The organism is Rhodococcus tibetensis (assembly GCF_024438035.1).
Lineage (GTDB): Bacteria > Actinomycetota > Actinomycetes > Mycobacteriales > Mycobacteriaceae > Rhodococcus_F > Rhodococcus_F tibetensis.
Genome location: NZ_JANFQF010000017.1, coordinates 28,748 through 50,599 on the forward strand (window position 1 = coordinate 28,748; position 21,852 = coordinate 50,599).

Annotated in this window: 17 protein-coding genes and 1 pseudogene; 11 read left to right on the forward strand and 7 right to left on the reverse strand. The window is 67.3% G+C overall.

Annotated elements, in window-relative coordinates:
- The first annotated feature begins 23 nt into the window (after positions 1–23).
- Positions 24–1,001 (forward strand): pirin family protein, encoded by a 978-nt coding sequence (locus tag NOF53_RS19235; RefSeq protein WP_255971633.1) that lies wholly within the window; start codon positions 24–26, stop codon positions 999–1,001.
- A 10-nt stretch (positions 1,002–1,011) separates the two neighbouring features.
- Here the strand turns inward: NOF53_RS19235 and NOF53_RS19240 are convergent, their stop codons facing one another.
- The gene (locus NOF53_RS19240) at positions 1,012–1,956 is read right to left on the reverse strand and encodes a serine/threonine dehydratase (RefSeq protein ID WP_255971634.1); all 945 of its coding nucleotides are present in this window, start codon (positions 1,954–1,956) and stop codon (positions 1,012–1,014) included.
- A 30-nt stretch (positions 1,957–1,986) separates the two neighbouring features.
- Positions 1,987–2,178, reverse strand: a pseudogene (locus tag NOF53_RS19245) (hotdog family protein); the annotation flags it as partial.
- Between the two features lie 79 nt (positions 2,179–2,257).
- Here NOF53_RS19245 and NOF53_RS19250 point away from each other — a divergent pair.
- Positions 2,258–3,484 carry an adenylate/guanylate cyclase domain-containing protein gene (locus tag NOF53_RS19250; protein WP_374212638.1) on the forward strand — a complete coding sequence of 409 codons (1,227 nt, stop codon included), beginning with the start codon at positions 2,258–2,260 and terminating at the stop codon, positions 3,482–3,484.
- Positions 3,485–3,679: 195 nt separating this feature from the next.
- Here NOF53_RS19250 and NOF53_RS19255 read toward each other — a convergent pair whose 3' ends face one another.
- Complete coding sequence (locus NOF53_RS19255; protein ID WP_255971638.1) at positions 3,680–4,909, reverse strand: PQQ-dependent sugar dehydrogenase; 1,230 nt, start codon at positions 4,907–4,909, stop codon at positions 3,680–3,682.
- 307 nt (positions 4,910–5,216) lie between these two features.
- Between NOF53_RS19255 and NOF53_RS19260 the strand changes: the two genes are divergently transcribed.
- Together NOF53_RS19260 and NOF53_RS19265 are read left to right on the forward strand one after the other, a co-directional pair.
- Positions 5,217–8,270, forward strand: a complete 3,054-nt coding sequence (locus NOF53_RS19260; protein WP_255971640.1) for a UPF0182 family protein — start codon at positions 5,217–5,219, stop codon at positions 8,268–8,270.
- 100 nt (positions 8,271–8,370) lie between these two features.
- Positions 8,371–10,029: a cation:proton antiporter gene (locus tag NOF53_RS19265; protein ID WP_308213842.1), complete on the forward strand. Its 1,659-nt coding sequence runs from the start codon at positions 8,371–8,373 to the stop codon at positions 10,027–10,029.
- A 24-nt stretch (positions 10,030–10,053) separates the two neighbouring features.
- On the opposite strand, the gene NOF53_RS19270 is transcribed toward NOF53_RS19265, so the two are convergent.
- The 4 genes from NOF53_RS19270 to NOF53_RS19285 form a co-directional block, all read right to left on the reverse strand.
- Positions 10,054–10,227: a hypothetical protein gene (locus NOF53_RS19270; RefSeq protein ID WP_255971843.1), complete on the reverse strand. Its 174-nt coding sequence runs from the start codon at positions 10,225–10,227 to the stop codon at positions 10,054–10,056.
- Complete coding sequence (locus NOF53_RS19275; RefSeq protein ID WP_255971642.1) at positions 10,224–11,204, reverse strand: alpha/beta fold hydrolase; 981 nt, start codon at positions 11,202–11,204, stop codon at positions 10,224–10,226. The genes NOF53_RS19270 and NOF53_RS19275 overlap by 4 nt, the downstream gene beginning before the upstream one ends.
- A gap of 113 nt (positions 11,205–11,317) precedes the next feature.
- On the reverse strand, positions 11,318–13,372 hold the full coding sequence (locus NOF53_RS19280; RefSeq protein WP_255971827.1) for an acyltransferase family protein: 2,055 nt from the start codon (positions 13,370–13,372) through the stop codon (positions 11,318–11,320).
- Between the two features lie 86 nt (positions 13,373–13,458).
- Positions 13,459–14,781, reverse strand: a complete 1,323-nt coding sequence (locus tag NOF53_RS19285) for a glycosyltransferase family 87 protein (RefSeq protein ID WP_255971644.1) — start codon at positions 14,779–14,781, stop codon at positions 13,459–13,461.
- Between the two features lie 284 nt (positions 14,782–15,065).
- Here NOF53_RS19285 and NOF53_RS19290 point away from each other — a divergent pair, with 284 nt between their 5' ends.
- The 7 genes from NOF53_RS19290 (at position 15,066) to NOF53_RS19320 (ending at position 21,835) form a co-directional block, all read left to right on the forward strand.
- The gene (locus NOF53_RS19290) at positions 15,066–15,434 is read left to right on the forward strand and encodes a hypothetical protein (RefSeq protein ID WP_255971646.1); all 369 of its coding nucleotides are present in this window, start codon (positions 15,066–15,068) and stop codon (positions 15,432–15,434) included.
- A gap of 106 nt (positions 15,435–15,540) precedes the next feature.
- Complete coding sequence (locus tag NOF53_RS19295; RefSeq protein ID WP_255971677.1) at positions 15,541–16,827, forward strand: ATP-grasp domain-containing protein; 1,287 nt, start codon at positions 15,541–15,543, stop codon at positions 16,825–16,827.
- The gene (locus NOF53_RS19300) at positions 16,824–17,663 is read left to right on the forward strand and encodes a hypothetical protein (protein WP_255971679.1); all 840 of its coding nucleotides are present in this window, start codon (positions 16,824–16,826) and stop codon (positions 17,661–17,663) included. Before NOF53_RS19295 ends, NOF53_RS19300 begins: the two co-directional genes overlap by 4 nt.
- Positions 17,660–18,733 (forward strand): PLP-dependent cysteine synthase family protein, encoded by a 1,074-nt coding sequence (locus tag NOF53_RS19305; RefSeq protein WP_374212641.1) that lies wholly within the window; start codon positions 17,660–17,662, stop codon positions 18,731–18,733. The genes NOF53_RS19300 and NOF53_RS19305 overlap by 4 nt, the downstream gene beginning before the upstream one ends.
- Positions 18,730–19,755, forward strand: coding sequence for an enolase C-terminal domain-like protein (locus NOF53_RS19310; RefSeq protein WP_255971683.1), 1,026 nt, complete (start codon positions 18,730–18,732; stop codon positions 19,753–19,755). Before NOF53_RS19305 ends, NOF53_RS19310 begins: the two co-directional genes overlap by 4 nt.
- A complete protein-coding gene (locus NOF53_RS19315) occupies positions 19,755–21,011 on the forward strand; it encodes an MFS transporter (protein ID WP_255971685.1) in 1,257 nt (418 codons plus the stop codon). Before NOF53_RS19310 ends, NOF53_RS19315 begins: the two co-directional genes overlap by 1 nt.
- Entirely contained in the window at positions 21,008–21,835 is an 828-nt protein-coding gene (locus NOF53_RS19320; RefSeq protein WP_255971687.1) for a class I SAM-dependent DNA methyltransferase, read from the forward strand. The genes NOF53_RS19315 and NOF53_RS19320 overlap by 4 nt, the downstream gene beginning before the upstream one ends.
- Positions 21,836–21,852: the final 17 nt, after the last annotated feature.

Here is a 21,852-nt window from a genome sequence, read left to right on the forward strand (position 1 = left end):
CCGACGAAAGGCACCATGGAACTGTGAGCAATCTGGAATCGAATTCGGTGGAGAAGCGGTGCGAGTCCCGTCCCGGGGACGAGGGGATCGAGGTGTTGAGCGCACGGGAGGTTCCGCTGGGCGGCCCTCGTGCGATGCCGGTCCGGCGCACTCTGCCGCAGCGCGGGCGTTCACTGATCGGGGCGTGGTGCTTTGCCGATCACTACGGCCCGGACGATGTCGGACTCACCGGTGGGATGAACGTCCCCCCACATCCGCACACCGGGTTGCAGACCGTGAGCTGGCTGTTCACCGGGGAGATCGAGCACCGCGACAGCATCGGCTCACACGCCATGGTGAGACCGGGCGAACTGAATCTGATGACGGCGGGGCGGGGCATCGCACATTCGGAGGTGTCGACTCCGCAGACCCGCATTCTGCACGGTGCCCAGCTGTGGGTGGCGTTGCCCGCCTCGGCGCAGGACGCGCCGCCCGCTTTCGAAACCTATGCGCCCGAACCGGTCGAACGGGGCGGCGCAACGGTCCGGGTGTTTCTCGGTACGACGGCGGGGTCGACGTCGCCGGTCCGAACGTTCACGCCGCTGCTCGGGGCGGAGGTCTTGCTGGATCCGGGTGCCGACATCACGCTCGACATCGAACCCGGTTTCGAGGTCGGAGTTCTGGTCGACGAAGGTGATGTGCGGCTACGCGGAACACCGTTGAAGTGGTCGGAACTCGGTTATCAACCGCCGGGTTCATCGGTGGTGGCGTTGCGGAACACGGGGGAGACTCGCGCCCGGCTGCTGCTGCTCGGCGGCGAGCCACTCGGCGAGCAGGTGATCATGTGGTGGAACTTCCTCGGTCGTAGCCATGACGACATCGTCGGCTACCGCCGGGACTGGCAGTCCGAACTCCGTGGCGCCGTGTCCACCGACCACAGGTTCGGGACCGTAGAGGGGTACGACGGACCCCCTCTTTCCGCGCCCGAACTACCGAACAGCCGGTTGAAACCCCGCGGGTGATCCCTCGCCCTCAGTAACTGGTGAGCGCGGTATTGGCACCACAGAGGACGACACAGAGTGGTCGGTCCGAAGGCGGCGCGAGTTCGCCGGTGATGATTGCCGCGAGTGCTGCCGCAGTGCCGTGTTCGACAACGATCCGGAACTCCTCCCACAGGAGCGTCCGGGCGTCGAGCAGTGCACTGTCGTCCACGACGAGGCTTTCGACGGGCCGCGCCGACACCGTGGCCCAGGCGATCGAGCCGATCTGGGTGGCCCCGAGCGAGTCGCCCGCGATGCTGTCGATGTCGATGTCCACGGGACGGCGTGCGGCGACGGCCGTGTGCAGGGTTGCCGCGCCGCGCGGTTCCACTCCGACGATGGCGTCGTCGTCGCGGCTGCCGGCGACGATGCCCGAGAGTAGTCCGCCGCCGCCCACCGCGACCACGTAGGTAACCGGCTCGGGGATATCGTCCTGGACCTCCAGTGCGACCGTGCCCGCTCCCGCGACGATGTCCGGAAGGTCGTAGGCGTGCAGGGCCAATGCGTTCGACGATTCGGCGAGTTCTGCCGCGTACGCTGCGGCTTCCGCGTAACGGTCTCCCACTGTGCGGACATCCGCGCCCAGCGCCCGGAGTTTCTCGATTTTGATGTCGGGTGCGGTGGTCGGTACCACCACGGTGCACGTCACACCGCGGAGCCGTGACGCCCACGCTGCGCCGATCGCGGCGTTCCCGCCGGAGGCGATGACGACGCCCGCTTCCGCGAGCCGGCCCTCCTCCTCCGCGTGGAGCAAGGCGTTGAGACTGCCGCGGACCTTGAACGATCCGCCGTACTGGAGGAATTCGAGTTTGAAGATCACCGGGATGTCACCATGGGCTGTCGGAACGGTGGCACGGAAGGTGGGAGTCCGCCGGATGAGCCCGTCGATGCGCGCGCCGGCGCGGATGACGGAAGCGTGGTCCATCGTGTCTGCCATGACATCCATCGTGTCATCTCGAGGTAGGCGCTAGCGCGACTGCTCGACCGTCGCCGTCCCCTGGGCGGCCGCGCACAGCACCGCCGAACCATCCTCCTGCACTGTGTAGAGGTCGCAGCGGCACAGTGCCTGGCGCCGGGTCGCGGAGTCGGCCCGCGCCTCGGCGCGGAGCGTCACACCCTGCGCGGGACGTAAGTAGGTGATGGTGAATCCCGCTGTCATATGTTCTGTCGGGTGGTCGGAGGAAAGCACTTCATGAAATCTTGGCGCTGACGACCGTGATGCCTGCGACGATGAGAACGTGCTCAATCCCCGCACGAGACGACGGCTTCCGCGGCGACTCGGCGTACGGCTCGTGCCGCGACCGGGAGGGCTGGTGTCGCCGGCGCCTCGCTCGCTGCGCCATCCGGTTCCGCATCGCGCGCGGTGGGAGGATTTCGAACGCGCGGGTCTTCTCGACGGGCTGTCGGGTCCGGATCGTTCTACCCGGATCGGGGTACTCGAAACCCTGGTGGACGAGAACGTGACGATCGATGAACTACGCGCTGCGTCCCGAGACAACCGGCTCGCTCATCTGTTGCTCGAGCGTGCCTTGTCGCCGAAAGGCAGTTACGGCATCGAGGAAATCTCGCAGCTGGCCGGTGTCACCGTCGACGATGCCCGCCGGTGGTTTCGTGCCATCGGTAGAGGAGTGTCCGAGGACAATGCGTACTACAACGAGGGTGATGTGAGCCTTGCGCGGGGGCTGAAGCAGTACCGCGATCTGGGGCTCGACGAAGGCGGGGTGTTCGCGGCCGCGCGCGTTCTCGGCCGCAATATCTGGACTGCGGCCGATGCTGCGGAAGCCCTCCTCCAGGACCGTCTTGCGGCCGCGGGTGATCACCCGGAAGTCGCGCTGCGGTACGCGGTGGAGGTGCGCCGCATCGCAGATTTCGAGGCGCAGATACTCGCGCACATTCTCGCGACGAACCTGCGTCAGCAACTGCGTTCGGACGCGGTGGGTATCGCCGGTGACTCGAACCTGCACATCCGGGGTTCGCAGCAGATCGGGGTCTGTTTCGCAGACCTGGTCGGGTTTACGCTGCTCGGCGAACAGGGCGCGGCGGACGATCTGAGCCGGGTCGCCGAACGGCTCGACCGACTCGCCACTGACGTGGTGGCCTCACCTGTGCGGTTGGTGAAGACGATCGGGGACGCCGTCATGCTGGTGTCGTCGGATGCCACCGCGCTCGCGTGCGCCGCACTCGACCTCGTCGATGCCGCCCGCGTGGAGGGTCTGCCACCGCTTCGGGCAGGCATCGCCTGGGGAACTGCTGTGCCGAGCGCGGGCGACTGGTTCGGTCGGCCGGTCAACATGGCGTCCCGCGTGGTTGCCGTCGCACCGGCCCACGAGGTGGTCGTCACCGGCGAGTTCTACGACGAACTGGAGACCGAGGAGTTCTGGTGCGAACCGGCCGGCAGCCACAGGTTGAAGGGCATCGATTCGCCTCAGAGGCTCTTCGGGATCGGCCGCCGATCCGTCGCGTGAGGGACAGCGGGAGTTCGACCTCGAATCGGTGTTGGTTTCAGAGATGTCGTTCCTGCCTACCGACACCCGGAAGCCGTACCTGAAAGACAGATATGCGGCAGTACGGTGCGCCACAACAACGCCGTGGTGCGCAGTTTCTACGAGTACCGGATCGAACGCGGCGAGGGCCCGTTGCTCAATCGGGCTAAACCCCGCTCATCGCCGGGTTGCGGGTGTCACGCGGAGCACCTTGTCGTCGTCCCCGTTGTCGGTGGTGAGGAGCATCGAGCCGTCGGGCTGGGCGGCAACGGTACGGATGCGACCGTATCGACCGGACAGTTCCGGTGGTGCGCTCTCGGCGCGAACACCGGTGCCGGCGGGGTCGAGTTGTAGGAACAGCACCTGTTGTCCCTTCAGTACGCCGACCGCGAGGGCGTTGTCCCACTCGCCCCAGCGGGGGCCGATGACGACGGCACTGCTGGCGGTGGCGATGGTCGACGGACCCGAACTCCACACCGCCGCAATCGCCGAGGGGACGCGGTCGGGGTCGGTCATCGGGACGGATTCGTCGTAGTGGCCGTCGCCGGTGTCCGGTTTCCATCCGTAGTTTCCGCCGGGGGTCAGGAGGTTGACCTCGTCGTCGCGATGAGTTCCCTGCTCGACGGCATAGATCTCGCCGGTGCCGGGGCGGATCGTCAGCCCTTGGACGTTGCGGTGCCCGAGCGTGTAGACGGCGCTGCCGGGGAACGGGTTGCCGGCCGCGGGTGCCCCGGTGGCGGCGTCAATCCGCAGTACTTTGCCGCCCAGGGACCCGAGATCCTGCGGCGCCGCCGCATCGGTGGCATCGCCGGTGCCGATCAGGAGCGTTCCGTCCTGGTATGGGAGGACACGGCAGCCGCCGTGCCGACCGCGTGTGCTCACCGGCAGGCCGTCGACGAGGACGGCGGTGGGTGTCAGCGCGGTCCACTGCGCGTCCACCGTCCAGGACTGCACCCGAATATCGGTCACCTCACCGGCGACATGGGTGCGGCACACGTACAGGGTACGGGTGAGATCGAAGTCGGGGGCGAGGGCGATTCCCATCAGACCGAGTTCACCGTGGACGACGAGGTCGGACAGATCCGCGGCGAGCACACCGGTGGAACCATCCGGCCGCTTGACTACGAACCGGCCGGAGCGCTCACCGGTCAGTAGGGTGCCGTCCGGCGCGGACACCACGTCCCAAGGATGGTCGAGACCGCCGATCTCGGTCACGACGTCCAACGCCGGGAACGGCGGTGCACTCTCCGGTGACGACGCACCACATCCCGTAGCTGCCACCGCGTAAACGGCGATCAAAGCCAATCGCGCCACCTGCCGCCGCGCTCGTGTCTGCCCTGGACAGTGACTGGGGCGGGGGTGCGGACGGAAAAACGAATCGACGTCGGCGCGCTGCGTGACGGGCATCGCCGTCCGATCCTTCTCGATTGGACGAACCCCGCCCACTCATGGGACGGAGGCGGAGGCTCACTGCTGCACTTGCAGCTGATTGGACGGTAACCCGATCCAGAGTAATGTACAAGTAGATCTAAAGTAATGCTGAAGTAAATTCGCCGCGGGGATGGCCCGGCTCAGCGTTCCGCCGCCGTCGCTGATCCCGAGCTGTGACAGGCGAGTTCGCACTGGCATGGCTATCCATGTGTGTGCGGGCGGCGGCGCCTCTAGAATGGGATTAATCGGACATCGCGAACTGGGCGAGCGCCGGGAGGCGAGCATGGCATCCTCCGAGTCGGAGCGGTTGCTGTCGCGGCGCGCGTCGGTGTCGGTCGTGGTGCTCCTCGCCTTCGCGGCGTTGCTGGTAATCGGGCCACGGTTGGTGGCGGTGTACGTCGATTGGTTGTGGTTCGGGGAGGTCGGGTACCGGACGGTGTGGGGGACCGTCCTGGTGACCCGGTTGATTCTGTTCGTCGTGGTGACGCTCGCCGTGGCCGGTTTGATATTCGCGGTGCTGGTGTGGGCGTATCGGTCCCGGCCGCTGTTCGCCGCCGCGGCGTCGTCGAAGGACCCGATCGAAGAGTACCGGACGGTGGTGATGAGTCGGCCGCGGTTCTTCGCTATCGGTGTTCCGCTGCTGATTGCCGTGCCCTTCGGGTTGAGTGCCCAGGCGAACTGGGCCACGGTGCAGTTGTTTCTGCGCGGCGGCGATTTCGGGACGGTGGACGCGGAGTTCGGCCACGACATCGGCTTCTATGTGTTCGATCTGCCGTTCTACCGGTTGGTGCTGACCTGGCTGTTCGTGGCGACGTTCCTGGCGTTCGTGCTGAGCCTGGCAACGCATTACCTGTTCGGTGGGCTGCGGGTGTCGTTCAAGAACAAGGCCCAGAACCAGGACCAGGACCAGGACGACACCCGGGACAGGAGCCCGGGTCGGGGCCGGGACGGGGCCGGGACGGGCGCGAGTGCGCTGACCCGGGCGGCACGGATTCAGCTCGCGGTCCTGGCCGGGACGTTCATCGCGCTCAAAGCGGTCGCGTACTGGCTGGATCGGTACGCGTTGCTGTGGGGAAGCCGGAAGGAACCCACCTTCACCGGAGCCGGATTCACCGACATCAACGCGGTGCTGCCGGCGCGGCTGATCCTGTTCGCGATCGCCATCCTGTGTGCCGGTGCCTTCTTCGCCGCGATCTGGGTGCGGGATCTGCGCATCCCGGCGATGGCTGCCGCACTGTTGGTGCTGTCCTCGATCCTGGTCGGCGGGATCTTCCCCGCGCTGATGGAACAGTTCTCCGTCCGCCCGAACGCCGCCGACCGCGAGAGCCCGTACATCGAACGCAACATCGACGCCACCCGGCTGGCGTACGGAATCGGCGCCGACCGGGTCGAATACCGGGACTATCCAGGGGTGGGCACCCGACCGCCCCGGGATCTGCCCGCTGATGTCACCACCATCGCCAACGCCCGCCTGCTCGACCCGAACGTGCTCTCCCGCACGTTCACCCAGCAGCAACAATTGAAGAACTTCTACGGCTTCACCCCCACCCTGGACATCGACCGCTACAGGATCGACGGTGAACTCGCCGACTACATCGTCGCGGTCCGCGAGTTGTCACCGAACAGTCTCAGCGGCAATCAAACGCAGTGGATCAACCGGCATCTCGTCTACACCCATGGCAACGGTTTCATCGCGGCACCGGCGAACCGGGTCAATGCCGCGGTGCGCGATGCGGCTGGTCAGAGCGCGAGCAGCGACAGTGGTTACCCCATCTACACCGTCAGCGACATCGCCTCCCAGGGCACCGACCGTCAACTGATCCCGGTCGAGCAACCGCGCATCTACTACGGCGAACTCATCGCGCAGTCCGACAGCCCGGACTATGCCATCGTCGGTGCCGGGGCGGGAGCTACGCCGCGCGAGTACGACACCGACACCGCCACATACACGTACACCGGGACCGGTGGGGTGCCGATCGGGAACTGGGTCAACCGGCTGGCGTTCGCCGCCCAGTATGCAGAGCGGAACATCTTGTTCTCCGGCGCAATCGGGCCCGAGTCGAAGATCATCCTCAACCGCGACCCCGCGACCCGGGTCGAACACGTCGCCCCGTGGCTGACCACCGACGCCAACCCCTACCCGGCCGTCGTCGATGGGCGGATCACTTGGATCGTCGACGCCTACACCACGCTCGAGCACTACCCGTATGCGCAGGCCGGGGCACTGAGTGAACCGGTCGTCACCGACCCCGACACCGGACGGATATTGCCCCGGGAGCAGGTCTCGTACGTCCGTAACTCGGTCAAGGCCACCGTCGACGCCTACGACGGCACCGTCACCCTGTATCAGGTCGATCAGGACGATCCGGTCCTGTCCGCGTGGATGAGCGTATTCCCCGGCACGGTCAGGCCTGACGAGGCGATCTCCGACGACCTCCGCGCCCACTTCCGCTACCCCGAGGACCTGTTCCGGATCCAGCGTGAACGTCTGGCCAAGTACCACGTCAACGAGCCGCGAGAGTTCTTCACCAACAACGCCTTCTGGTCCGTTCCCAGCGACCCGACCACGGACACCGGCGGCCAGCAACCTCCCTACTACATCCTGATCGGGGACCAAGCCACCGCTCAGCCGTCGTTCCGGCTCGCGAGCGCCATGGTCGGATTCAACCGCGAATTCCTCTCCGCCTACCTCTCGGTGCACTCGGATCCCGACAACTACGGCAGAATCGAGGTCCTGCAACTGCCGACGGATACCCTCACGCAGGGGCCGCAGCAGATCCAGAACTCGATGATTTCCGATACCCGGGTCGCGTCCGAGCGCACGCTGCTCGAGCGGTCGAACCGCATCCATTACGGCAATCTGCTGACGTTGCCGATCGCCGACGGCGGCGTCCTCTACATCGAACCCTTGTTCACCGAACGATTGTCGACCGCCGCCGACGGGTCGACGTTTCCACAGCTCTCCCGCGTCCTGGTCAGCTACCGCGAACCCGGCACCGGCGGGGTCCGGGTCGGCTACGCGCCCACCCTCGCCGAAGCCCTCGACCAGGTCTTCGGGGCCGGCACCGGACGCGTCGCGACCGCACCCGGCGGTGACGCGGCCACCGCACCGCCACCACCCGCACCGGAGGCCACACCACCGGCCGACGGTGCGGAACCTGCACCGCCGCCCGCCCTCTCGGAGGAATTGACCACCGCCGTGCTCGAACTCAACGCGGCACTGGGTAGCCTGCGCGAGGCCCAGCACACCGGCGACTTCACCTCCTACGGCACCGCTCTCGACCGCCTCCAGCGGGCCATCGACGGTTACCTGGCCGCTGGAGGAAGCCTGAATTGAACTCCCCGGCGCACTGTGAATCCTGGCGGGCTTCCCGTCCCGCTTTGCCCGCTTCCTCCGCATCCGGCAAGTTACGGTTCGAGTCGCGAAGGGACTAACCGTGGTGGACCTGCACGACTTCGCGTTGATCGCGGTCATCCTGGCCATCGCCGCCGTGGCCGGGTTGCTGGCTACCCGGCTGCGGCAGCCGATGATCGTCGCGTTCATCGGGGTCGGCATCCTGGTCGGGCCCGCGGGCACCGGATGGGTGGTCGCCGACAGCACGATCGAGCTCCTGGCCCGCTTGGGGATCGCCATCCTGCTGTTCCTCGTCGGTCTGAAGCTCGATCTGCATCTGATCCGCAGCACCGGTCCCGTTGCTCTCGCGACCGGTCTGGGGCAGGTCTTGTTCACCTCGGTGGTCGGGTACCTGATCGCGATCGCCTTGGGGATGGACTCGGTGACCGCGGTGTATGTGGCGGTCGCCCTGACGTTCTCGTCGACGATCATCATCGTGAAGTTGCTGTCCGACAAACGCGAACTCGAACAACTCCACGGTCGTATCGCGATCGGATTCCTCATCGTGCAGGACATCGTCGTGGTGCTGGTGATGATCGCGCTCAACGTCTTCGGGCGGCAAACCGGGGACTCTCTGGCCGTGAGCATCACGTTGGTCGTCGCCAAGGGCATCGGCCTGCTCGCCGCCGTCGCCGTGTTGATGCGCTACCTGCTGCCGTGGCTGCTGCACCACATCGCCCGATCTCAGGAGTTGCTGGTGCTGTTCGGGGTGGCCTACGCCGTCTCGATCGCCGCGGTGAGCGATACGCTCGGTTTCAGCTCCGAGGTCGGGGCGTTTCTGGCCGGAGTCTCGTTGGCATCCACGCCGTACCGTGATGCGCTCGGGGCGCGGCTGGTGAGCCTGCGTGATTTCCTGTTGCTGTTCTTCTTCCTGGACCTGGGGTCGCGGCTGGAATTCACCCACGCGGCCGATCAGATCCCCGAGGCGCTGATCTTCTCGCTGTTCGTGCTCATCGGGAACCCACTGATCGTGGTGGTGATCATGGCTGCGATGCGGTACCCGGTGCGGGTCGGGTTCCTGGCCGGTCTGACCGTCGCCCAGATCTCGGAGTTCTCCCTCATTCTCGCGGCGCTCGGGCTCAGCCTCGGCCACATCACCAGCGCCACCGTCAGCCTGATTACCGTCGTCGGGCTGGTCACGATCGGCGGCTCGACCTACCTGATCTTGTACTCGCACCAGATCTACCACCGGATCGAACGGTGGTTGAAAGTGTTCGAGTGGACCGGCAGCCGCGCCACCGCGATTCCCGACACCGATTCCGAGGTGTATGCCATCCTCTACGGGCTCGGCCGGTTCGGCCGGCACGTCGCCGACCACCTCAGCCGCGCCGGTCACCGGGTGCTGGCTGTGGACTTCGACCCTCAGCACGTGGGGGGCAACACCCGGGACGGAGTCACCGCCGTCTATGGCAGCGCGGAAGATGTCCACTTCTTGGAAACGCTGCCACTGAAGCAGGCGCGGTTCGTGATCAGCACCATCCCGTTGCTCGAAACGAACAAGGCACTACTGCACGGTCTCCGGCACCACGAGTACCAGGGGCGGATCGCACTCACGGCACATACCATTCACGACGCCGATCAACTACGGGCGGCGGGTGCCGAGATCGTCCTCGAACCCTTCTCGCTCGCCGCGGAGGCCACGACCGCTGTACTCAACCAACTCGTCGACGGCGACGACCCCCCCGGGGACGCGCCGAACTGACCGCAGGTAACCCCGTCACGCCGTTCACTCCCGAAGATTGATTTGGTAGACGTCGGGGATTCCGTCGTGATTCTGGTCGACCGCTTCCTGTTCGGCGATGCGCCAGTACGCCTGATTCCGCAGCCGCAGGATGGCGGCGGCGAGGACCGCGGCGATCAGCGGGAACAGGGACGCTTTGGCGGTGGGATGGGTGCTCACACGGCTTCTCTCTGATTACTCGGAGCGGAGGTGATCAACTCGGCGACGGCGTCGGGGGACTCACGTAACGCCAGGTGTCCCACCTGGGGGAGGGTGTGTATGTCGACCCCGAGCAGCGACCGCACTCGTGGGCGCAGCAGCTGTGGAGGCACCAGTCGGTCGTGTTCCCCGGTGGCGACGACGACCGGAATACCTGACCAGCGGCGCACGATCCGGGCGGGCAGGCGGCGCGGCAGCCGGCACGGGAAACAGAGGTCGGCGACCATGCTGTACCAGGAGACCAGGCTCATGTCGGGGATGAACCGGGGCGACATCAGATACGACAGCAGTTGTTCGCTGTGCTCGAGTGTCGGGTGGAGTCTCCATTTCGTCCGCAGCCAGGTCAGCTCTCGGGTGCGCCGCATCGTGACGATACCCGCCGGGTTGAGCAGGATCAGCTTCGTGACACGGTCGGACGGCGTGGACGCCAGGGCGATGCCGGCGCCGAGGGAATGGCCGACCAGGGTCACCGGGTCGGGGCACAGCTGGGGGAGCAGCTCGTCGAGCCAGTGCCCATAGACCGGGAGCTGGTGCCGATACCGGTGCGGGCGCCGGGACGAACTCAGGCCCGGCGCACCGGGAATGTCCGGGACCAGTACACGGTGCTGTCCCCGCAGCGCGCACACGGTGGCCAGACTCATGGCCGCATTCAGGTCGGCGCCGGGCAGCAGCACCACCGGCGGACACCCGGTACTCGTTCCGGCCGAGACGACGGTGGTGACGCCCAGGGAGGTGTCGAACCGGTGCAGTGCGTGGGGAACGTGCCATTGCTCGAGCCGGGCCCGGCAGGTGCGGCGCACCGGGACACTGCCCCCGCTCTCGTAGTAAATGCCGTGTGTGGCAAAGGGAAGGTGTTTCATCGCGCTCACCACGCCACCGCTGGCGAAGGGCCGGTCCGGTGTCGGAAGCTGACAGGCTGCAGAGATGATGTGATCCACATGATGCGGTCCTCGTCCGGTCGATAGCAACGACATTCTTTTTGCCGACCAGACTTCCCGGCGCACCACTGTCACCCTATCGCGGCGGACGGCGTGTGCACGAACGCGGACTGCTACCACCAGCGGGTGGCTGCTCCGATCTGCCGGTCGAGTGCGGGGGCGAGGCTGCGCACGTAGGTCGCCGACAGGTGGTGGGAGTCGTGGTAGATGAGGATGTTGCCCTCGACGACACGGCAGATCGTCACGTCGCAGACGGCGTCGGACAGATCGATCAGATGCACGTCGGGGAAGTCCGCGGCAGCGGCCGCGGCGGGATTGTCCGCGGCCAGTACCGCGTCCCGGGGCATGCCACACGTGTCGGCGTCGCCGCCGTCGGCCAGGCAATCGATGGCCCGGTAGGGCACCCCGTCCCGGTGCAGCCAGGGGGTGTCGCGGATCCCCAAGAACGGCAGCCCGAAGTCGGCGTATTTCGTCCACACCTGGATGTAGTCGTCGGGGGTGATGTCGCCGGGCCCGTCGGGGTTGGGGCGGGTTGCGGTGGACAGCACCCAGTCCGGGCGGTCGTCGCGGAGTCGGTCGAGGACCTCGACGGACCAGTCCCGGCAGTCGGGGTAGGGCTGGTCCCCGAGCATCGGCTCACCCAGACTCAGCGGGCAACCCATCTTCAGATACGACACGATCCGGATGCCGCGAGATTTGCCGATGGCGTCGAGAGCGGTGAGCCAGTGTTCGGTGTGGGAACTGCCCACCACCGCCAGTGTCCGCACCGCGTGGGGGTCACCATAGGTGCAGGCGATCACCGCCCGGGTGCTCATGTCCGAGATGCACCCGTCGAAACTCGACGGCGGCAGATCCCCGGGCGCCTCGAGCAGACTGGGCCGCATCTTCGCGTGCGGGGTGAAGGCACCGTCGAGCAGTTTCGCTGCCCCGGGGTAAATCTTCGGGTCGAGTTGACCGACCCGGGACGCGGTTTCCGGATTGTGCCTCAGATACCACTGCCAGGAACCGACCGCGACGATCATCGTGATCCCGACCGCGGTCACCGCCACGACCACGATTCGGGCCCGCCGATGCCGGCTCTGCTCATGCTGCGCGGATGCGGGTGTGGACCGGGCGCGCAAGGGCGTTTCCACCCACACATGGGTCAGCCGCGCAAGGATCAGCGAGACGGTGAGCACGATGAGCCCGCCCACCAGACCTACGGCGGGCCGCTCACGCCAACCGAGATAGAAGATCAGAACCGGCCAATGCCACAGATACAGCGCATAGGCGAGCGCACCGAGTTCGACGAGCGGCCGCGAGGCGAGCAGCCGTGTCGCAGTGGGTGCGCTGCGGGCGCGGGAATCGGCTCCGGCACCGGCCAGGATCAGCGCCACCGCCGCGCCGACCGGGATCAATGCGGCCGGTCCGGGGAACAGGTGCGCCCCGTCCACCATCAGCCCGCAGCCCGCGATCACCGCGAGGCCGGTGGTCGCGAGCACGGCACGAACGCCACGAGGGAGCGAGATCCGGCCGATCATGCACGCCAGCAGGGCACCGGCCAGGGGTTCCCACAGCCGGGCTGCCGTGTCGTAGTATGCCCAACCCTGGTGCCGGTGAGAGACCGCTGTCGCATACAGCAGTGACGCCCCACCGGCGACCACGACCACCATGGTGATGACCGCCTGCAGCGCGGTAGGTCTACCGATCCGCCGGCACCCGGCGGCCAGCACCCCTACGAGCGCGAGAATCAGCAGGTAGAACTGGCCCTGCACGGACATCGACCACAGGTGTTGCATCGGGCTGACCGACGCGTCGGCGGCCTGGTAGTCGGCCGCGGTGCGCGCGAGTTCCCAATTCTGCACATACAGCAGGGAGGTGAGCACCTGATCCGCGGCCGCGCTCCACTGGGTGAACGGGCGCACAATCACGGTCATCGCCACCGTCGCTGCCAACACCACCACCAGGGCAGGCAGCAGCCTCCGCGCGGTGCGGCTGAGCACCTCCCGCACCGCAGGGCCACCGTCGCCGGACCTGCGCAGCAGCATGCCGGTGAAGAAGAACCCGGACAGCACCAGAAACACATCGACCCCGCCGGACACCCGACCGAGCCACAAATGAAAGATGACGACCAGAGCGATGGCCAGTCCCCGCAGCCCATCGAGGTCATATCGGTAGCCGTCGGACACCGGGACAAGCGGCTGGGGCGAAGCGGCCGCCCCGGCAGCGGGGCGGTCGTGCCGAGCGGAGCCGTCACGGGTCTGGTGATCGGTATTCAACGTCCGCCGCCGGGTGTCGTCGACCGAGTCCGCGGTGCGTGGCGGGTCTGGCCAGGTCGGGGGCGCGCCCGAGGACCGAACCGAAACCCTGATCCCGTCACGGGGCCACCCCGTCCCCGGCCCTCGGGCACGCAGACCTCGGTCTGCCGCGCGGCGACCCGGCGGTGCAGCAGCACCCCGAAGATGACGATCAGCAGCAAACTCCACCCGAAGGTGGTCTTCATGTATTCGGCGGCACGCCCGGCCTCGGGGAATCGGACCGAAAGCCAGCTGTCGTAACTGAGGAACCCGTAGGCAGCCAGCCAGGCCGGCCAGTTCCGCATCACCGAGTTCGGCAACACCACCGACAGCAACAGCGGTGCCAGCATCATCGAGTAGTACATCTGCCCGAGCGAGCCGAGCAGGAAAGACCCGGTCAACAGCACCCCGGAGGTGGTGGCGACGAAGAACACCTCATCACCACGGTGATACCGGCACAACAACCACACCGAGCCCATCACCAACAGCGCGAACAACACTCGCAACCCCGTGATCAGCAGCGGCGGAAGCCCGTAGTAGGTGCCGTTGCCGACGATGGCACTGTTGAAGTAGTCCCGCGACTGCATCAGATACGGGGCGGTGTGGGTGACAAACGCCCACGGGTCCGCCGCCAGCGGCCACGCCACCGCGGTCAGCACCAGAGGAATCCCGAGCGCGGTGACGAACACCCGCCACTGTCCCCGTACCAACGGCAGCAGCAGCAACGGCGCCAGGATCGGCTTCACCGCGAAGGTCAGCCCGATCGCCACCCCCGACCAGTAGTCGCGGCGGCGCAGTAACAGGAACAGGAAGGCGATCTCACCGAGCAGCACGAGACCGTTGATGTTGGTGAAGACCAGCGTGTTGGTCACCGCCTCCGAGGAAAAGGCAGCGAACAACAGAACCGGTGCGGCGACCGCTCGCAGGCCGAGGCCGAACATGCGCAACAACAGGTACAAGGCCACCACGATCGCCGCGGTGTTGGCGAGGATGAACGCCCACCTGGACAACTCCGGCGGCAGAACCGCGATCGGGGCGATCAGCAACGTCCCACTCGGCGGATACAGGTAGTGCGGATCGACCGAGGAGAAGTCTGCGGTATAGACCTCCCGGCCGTTCCAGAACTCCACCGCCGCCGCGTAGACCGGGGCGAAGTCGTCGGTGATGTAGCCGTTCACCGCCTTGATCAATACCCGATGCAACGCCGTCATCACCGCGACGGGCCACAACACCACAGCGACTAGTTCGGCCGTGCTCCGCGGGCGAGTAATGGATGGGTGCACCAGAGACGGTGAATACATGAGGAAGTCCTTGCCGTTGCGTCGCCGAATTCACGCCGACCAGACTTCCCGGCACACCGTCGGTCACTCTAACCCGTTCTCCACCCATCCCGAACCCGGGACTCGGCACACACCACCCGTCACCGACGGGGCAATGCGGGCAGGACGCGACACTCGTTTCACCATTTCCGGTCCCGGCTTCGGCTCCGCGCCGATCGTGGTTACCGCGTCAATCCTGTGGCGCCTTGTGGCGTCGTCGACTAGGGCACCGGCGTGTGCACGCGCCCGATGTGAACGGAGCTGTGATGGCAGTACAACTCGACCCACCCGCGGAGACCATGTCGGTCCGGGCGGCGCTGCGGTCACCGCGCCGGTCCACCATGGACACGCTCTCGATCATCGCCCCCTACGCATTGGCGATGGCCTTGGTGGGGCTGCTCGAATCCCTGATGACCGCGAAGCTGGTCGACGACGTCACCGACACCCATTCGGACAAGACCCGCAAGGGCTGGGGCAGGGGTGACAGATCATCGGTGCCCGTGAACCGCAGGCCGCTTTGCCGGTCGTGGTCACCCACTGTGGCGGGCAGGGCGGGCGACGGAGCGGATGCGCCGACGAGCAGCAGAGTGGTGGTCAGGGTCACCGTCGACGCGCGGGCGTGCGGACGAACGTAGAGAGCCGGTTGCCGGTATGTCGGCACTCCGTATTGCAAACGATAACGATTATCAGTAGCTTTTGCGGGGTCGGGAATTGCGGAAGAACGCGAGCGGAAGGTCACCTGTGGCACACCTGTTGCTGGTGGAGAGCTGGGTCGGCGCGATGGGAACGTTGTTGCCGAGGACGGTTGCCGATCAGGGGGTCGAGTTCACGTTCCTGACGCGACGACCGGAGCACTACCCGGAAACCCTGACCGATGGATCTCCGCATCCGTTGCGCCTGGGCCGGGCCGTGGTCACGGCCGAGACCAATGACCCGGTCGCGGCCGTCGATGTGGCGCGCCGGATTCACGCCGAGGCGCCGATCGCTGGGGTTCTGACCAGCTGCGACTATTACCTGCCCACTGCCGCGAGAATCGCGCGGGGGCTGGGGCTTCCCGGTCCTGCGCTGGAGGCGGTAGAGATCGCCTGCGACAAGTCGCGTACCCGGGCGGCGTTGGATCGGATGGGGATCCCGGGGCCGCGCCACGCGACCGCGCCTGTGGCCGACTCGGCTCGGCTCCACGCCGCGGCCGAGGCCGTGGGATACCCCCTGGTGGTCAAGCCGACGGATCTGTGCGCGGGAATGTTCGTGCGACGCGCCGACGACTGGCCGACGGTGAAGGATGCGGTCGATGACTTGCGGGGTTTCGCGGTGAATGCGCGTGGACAGCAGCGCAGTCCGGTGGTGTTGCTCGAGGAATTTCTCGACGGCCGAGAGTTCAGCGTGGAGAGCTGGATTCGGCAGGGCGATATCCACACGGTGGGGGTGACCGACAAGAGTTTGGGCGGGGTGTCGGGTTTCGTAGAGACCGGGCACATGTTCCCGGCCGACCTGGCCGCCGGGGACCGCGCAGTGTTGGTGGCCGCCGCCGAGGCCGCGATCGGTGCGATCGGGCTCGATCACGGGGTAGTGCACACCGAGCTGCGGTTGACGACCTTCGGTCCGCGGATCATCGAGATCAATCCTCGTCCGGCGGGCAATCAGATCACCGAGTTGATCAGGCACGTCACCGGCATCGACCTGCCGCGAGTGGCTGTCGAGCTCGCGCTCGGCCGTGAGCCCGCCACTGTGGCTTCGGAGGCCGAGAACGGTGTCGCGCGACCGCGCAGTGCCGCGGTGCGCATGCTGGTACCCGAAGAGGCGGGAATCGTCGCGGAACTGCACGGGGTGGATGCGGTCGCGGCGCACCCGGCGGTGGCGTCATCGGCGTTCAAGGCGCCCGGACATCACACGGGCGCCGGGGTGGACAACAACAGCTACCTGGGCAGTGTGGTCGTCGTTTCTCCGGATCGGGCCGGGGCCCGGCCACTTGCCGAGGAACTGTTGTCGTCGATCTCGGTCACCTACGGCGAGGTTTCCGCGCGATGACCATGAGCGCAGAGGCGAATACCGGCACCATTGCGTCGCTGCTGGACCGTTATCGCACCGATCCGAGGCTTGTCCCGGCCAGTGATATTGCGGTGTCCGTCGCCTTCACCACTTATCAGGGGGTTCGGCACGGCGGGCGCAGCGGTGGCTACCGCAATCAGGTGCTCAGCCTGCGGGTGGGTGCGGCGACCGGCTCCTGCGCGGTCGAACCGGGGTCGATGGATCCGGAGGTGGTGCACGCCTGTGCGGGGGTGCCGGTCACCGATCTTCTCCACCATGAGGATTCGGCCGTGCGGGTCGCTGCTCTCGACGCATATCTGGCGCATCTGCGTCCCCACACCAGCGATGCCCGCGTGGAGACGATGCAGGTACCCGCGGGCGATTCAGTGCAGCGCTCACTTGCCCGCGCATGGGCTGTTACCGGGTTGGTCAATTCTCCGCAGAACGGACAGGTGCTGGTCATCGGGGTGGTCAACTCGCTGCTCGCCTGCTTACGTGATCGCGGTCTGCGCTATGTGCCGTGCGACCTGAAGGGCGGGGTCACCGAATGGGGCGAGGCGATCGTCACCGACTTCACCGAGGCACTCGACGACTGTGATGCGGTGCTGGCCAGCGGAATGATGCTCGGCAACGGCACCTTCGACCGGCTACTCGCCCTCGTGGCGGCGTCCGGCCGGCCGATTCCGATCGCGGTGTTCGCGCAGAGCGGGGCCGCGGTGGCCCGCGAGCTGCTCGGGCGCGGAGTCGATGCCCTCTCCGCGGAGCCGTATCCGTTCTTCTGGCTCACCGGAGAGGCCAGCCCGGTCCACCTGTATCGCGGGTCATGTCCGCGATGACCGTGATCGGACCGCTGGCACGGGTCGGGCACAGCCCGCTCGTGCGGATCCACACCCCGGTGCCCCGGCCCCATCCAGGCTATTTCGCGAAGATCGAGTCGCTCGGCTTCGGCGGCCTCAAGGCACGGTCGGCGCTGTCGATGCTGGTCGGTGCCCGCCGGCGCGGTGAGCTGCGGGTCGGCGCGCGGATCGTCGAATCCACCAGCGGCACCCTGGGAGTGGGATTGGCGTACGTGGCACAACCACTCGGTCACCCCCTCACCCTGGTGGTCGACCGCGAACTCGAACCCTCTATGCGCAATCTTCTGAAGGCGCTGGGCGCGACCCTCGAGATCGTCGAGACACCCCATCCCACCGGCGGGTGGCAACAAGCCCGACTCGACGCCCTGCACCGCATCCTGGCAGCCGATCCGGGTGCGTACTGGCCCAACCAGTACGACAACCCCGACAACGCCGCCGGCTACCACGGCTTGGCCGACGAAATCGTCGAGGGCCTGGCCAGGCAAGGTATCGATCGGGTCGATGCACTGGTGTGCAGTGTCGGGACCGGCGGTCACAGCAGCGGTGTCGGACTGCGGTTGCGGCAGGTATGGCCGGACCTGCGGATCATCGGGGTCGACGCGGTGGGGTCGGCAATCTTCGGTCAGCCTGCCGCCAGCCGGGTCATGCGTGGTCTCGGCAGCAACGTGCACCCCGGCAACGTGCAGTACGGGATGTTCGACGAGGTCCACTGGGTGGGCCCGCGCGAGGCCGTGCACGCCTGCCGGGCCCTGGCCCGCGGCGGCTTCCACACCGGCGGCTGGTCCACCGGTGCGGCCGCGACCGTCGCCGGGTGGGCCGCCGCCCGGTGGCCCGGCACTGTGGTCACCATCTTCCCGGACGGCCCGGACCGCTACCTGCGCAGCATCTTCGATGACGACTGGTGCCACCGGCACCGTTTCCTCGACCCTCCACGCACATCACCACACGAGATCGACGACTGTCACGACCCCACCGGGTGCTGGACCCGATGCCAATCGGTGCAGCCGCCGCACCCGATCACCGATAAGGCGGAGGTATCGACGGTATGAGGCTGACCTGGACCGTCGGGACCCTCGACCTGGCAACCCCGTTCCGGATCAGCCGCGGGGTGATGTCCACGCGCGAGGCCGTCACGGTCACCGCGACCGATCCCGCGACAGGGTTGTGTGGCCGCGGCGAGGTCGTCACATCGGTATACGCGCGACTGGATGTAGCGCGCATCGACACCGAACTCCGTGCAGTCGACGTGCGGGACGACGACTCCATCAGCCTGGACGACGCTCTCGCCCAGATGCATCCGGCGGTCGCGGCAGCGGTGTGGTCCGCGATCGCCGACCTGCAATCCTGTATGGACGGCGTGGCGGTGGCCACCCACCTCGGGTTGCCGCTGCCCGCTCAGGTGCCGATCGCCCGCACCGTCGGAATCGGGACACCGGAGGAGATGGGCGCAGAGGCGGCCGATCTGGTCGGGCACGGATTCGGCCTGTTGAAGGTCAAGGCGGACAGCGACGCGGCCGAGTCGGTGCGGCGGCTGACGGCGGTGGCTGTGGCAGCGCCCGGCGCTGAACTGATCGTCGACGCGAACGAGGCCTGGACCGTGGGAAGCGCCCTGTCTGTGCTTGCCGACATACGTGGGTTGCCGGTCGTGGCGCTCGAACAACCGCTGCCCGCCCGAGACCGCGACGGGATACGGGAGCTGCGCGGCCGCACCGAGATTCCGATCATCGCGGACGAGGGCCTCCACGCCATGGCCGATCTGGACGGGCTCTGCGGTCTGGCGGATGCGGTGAACATCAAGCTGCCCAAGTGCGGCGGCATCTACCGGGCCCACGAACTCGCCACCGCGGCCCGCGACCGCGGCATGGACGTGATGCTCGGCTGCCTGGTGAGCAGCTCGCTGAGCATAGCGCCCGCGGTGCATTTGGCGTCGCTGGCGCGGTGGTGCGATCTGGATGGGCACCTGCTGCTCGCCCGGGACCCGTGGACCGGGCTGGGCGGCGAAGACGGCGTGTTGCGCCCGAGCGGGCGGCCCGGCCTGGGCGTGCAGCGCCCCGGGAACGGGGGATCTTGATGACCGAAACGCAGTCCGCTACAGGAACACTCGCGCTGCTGCGCAGCTTTCCCCGCTCGGTGCAGCTGCTGGTGCTCAACCAGTACGGCGTCAATACCGGCTTTTACATGCTGGTGCCCTATCTGTCGATGCACCTGACCGGGAATCTGGGCCTGTCCCTGGCGATCACCGGCCTCGTCCTGGGTGTCCGCACCCTCAGCCAGCAAGGATTGTTCCTGATCGGAGGCACCGCCGCCGACCGGCTCGGACCGCATCGGGTCATCATCGCCGGCTGCGCCCTGCGGTCGGTGGGTTTCGCGGTGTTCGCCTTCGGCACCAGCGTGCCGCTGCTACTGCTCGCCTCCGTCCTGTCGGGACTGGCGGGGGCACTGTTCAACCCGGCCGTGCGCTCCTACATCGCGGTCGCCGAACCGACCCGGCGCGCGGAAGCGTTCGCGGTGTTCAACGTTTTTGCCCAAGCCGGGGCGCTGTCCGGGCCGCTGATCGGCAGCGCCCTGCTGGCGGTGGACTTTCGCACCGTCGCGATCGCGGCGGCGGTGATCTTCGCCGCCCTCACGCTGGCGCAGCTGCGGTTCCTGCCCGCCCACCCGGTCGAACGCGCCGACACGACGGTGCTCCGCGGTTGGGGTGCGGTCCTGGCCAACCGCAGGTTCGTGCTGTTCACCGTTGCCATGCTCGGAATGTTCGCCCTGCAGACCCAGATGTATCTGGTGTATCCGGTACTGGCCGGGCGGATCACCGACTGGGGTGGTGCGGTCGCGGTGCTGTTTCTGAGCACCACGGTCTTCAGCCTGCTAGCTCAGGTTCGGCTGACCCGTTGGTTCGATCGCCGCACTCGCCGGGGCACCGCCATCACCGCGGGGCTGGCGTTGATGGGGGCCGCGTTCGTGGCAGTACTGCCAGTCCTGTGGGCCGACCGCGGTCACAGCGTCGGTGAGATCGTCCTGGCGTTGACGCCGTTGGTGCTCTCCGCCCTGATTCTCGAGGCGGGGATCATGATCGCCCAGCCGTTCGTGATGGAACTGATTCCCTCGTACGGGGATTCGAGTATCTCGGGAACCCTGTTCGGAATGTTCTACCTCGTCTCCGGGATCGCCGCCGCCGGCGGCAACGCCCTGATCGGGTACGGCATCGACCTGGGCAACGGGTGGCCCGGCGCACTGGTGTGCATCACCCTTGCCTGGGGATCGGCGGCCGCAGTGTGGTTGCTGCACCGTCGCAATCTGCTCGCCGACCCGGCCGGAGCACCGATATGACCGCAGCCGAGGCGCGGAACCTGCTGACCGACAACCCAGCACTGTACGAGGCCCGCTTTCCCGACCCCGACCACACCGCTGCCAGGTTCGTCGACGACATCCTGCGGGCATATTTGCGCTCCGAGGTGGTCGGCGAGGGGACCCGCCCGACGTCGGTGCTGGACCTGGGCTGCGGCACCGGCCGCGACCTGGGATACCTGGCCCGAAAGGGGTATCGCTGCCACGGCATCGACCAGTCCCCGGCGATGGTGCGCTACGCGCAGCAGAAATACGAGGGCGTCACCGCCGCGGTCGGTGACCTGCGGGACTTCCAGGTCGGTGCACGGTTCGACGCCATCACCTGCCTGGACAGTGCCCTGCTTTACTGCCACACCGACGACGAACTGGAATCGTGCCTGCGCTGCGCCCGGGCTCACCTGCGCGCCGGTGGGCTCCTGATCGCGGAGATGCGCAACGGCGCCTTCTTCCTCGGCAGCACCGAACTCCTCGACGCCCCCACCCACTCTTCCTTCACCTGGCACGGGCACAGCTGGCGGGCGGAGACCACCCTGTGGATCGACCATGCCGCCCAGCTACTGCGCCGCCGCAGGCAGTGGCAGATCCCCGATTCCGTCGAACCGCTCGTCCAGACCTCGGCCTGGCGGTTGCTGTTCCCCGTGGAGCTGACCGGCCACCTGCGCCGCGCCGGATTCGCGGTGCGCGCCGTGTTCGACACACACGGGCCCCGCACCGAGACCGGCTGGCCAGGCCCAACCGCCCTGGCCGATGCCGGTGCGAGCACGTTGTCCGGCGACCGGATGCATGTGATCGCCGAGGCTATCTGACCATTCCGCCGACCCCG

Coding starts and splice junctions, on each gene's coding strand:
- NOF53_RS19240 (WP_255971634.1), bottom strand. CDS start 1,956: ATGGCAGACACGATGGACCACGCTTCCGTCATCCGCGCCGGCGCGCGC.
- NOF53_RS19255 (WP_255971638.1), bottom strand. CDS start 4,909: ATGCCCGTCACGCAGCGCGCCGACGTCGATTCGTTTTTCCGTCCGCAC.
- NOF53_RS19260 (WP_255971640.1), top strand. CDS start 5,217: ATGGCATCCTCCGAGTCGGAGCGGTTGCTGTCGCGGCGCGCGTCGGTG.
- NOF53_RS19285 (WP_255971644.1), bottom strand. CDS start 14,781: ATGTATTCACCGTCTCTGGTGCACCCATCCATTACTCGCCCGCGGAGC.
- NOF53_RS19290 (WP_255971646.1), top strand. CDS start 15,066: ATGGCAGTACAACTCGACCCACCCGCGGAGACCATGTCGGTCCGGGCG.
- NOF53_RS19300 (WP_255971679.1), top strand. CDS start 16,824: ATGACCATGAGCGCAGAGGCGAATACCGGCACCATTGCGTCGCTGCTG.
- NOF53_RS19305 (WP_374212641.1), top strand. CDS start 17,660: ATGACCGTGATCGGACCGCTGGCACGGGTCGGGCACAGCCCGCTCGTG.
- NOF53_RS19310 (WP_255971683.1), top strand. CDS start 18,730: ATGAGGCTGACCTGGACCGTCGGGACCCTCGACCTGGCAACCCCGTTC.
- NOF53_RS19315 (WP_255971685.1), top strand. CDS start 19,755: ATGACCGAAACGCAGTCCGCTACAGGAACACTCGCGCTGCTGCGCAGC.
- NOF53_RS19320 (WP_255971687.1), top strand. CDS start 21,008: ATGACCGCAGCCGAGGCGCGGAACCTGCTGACCGACAACCCAGCACTG.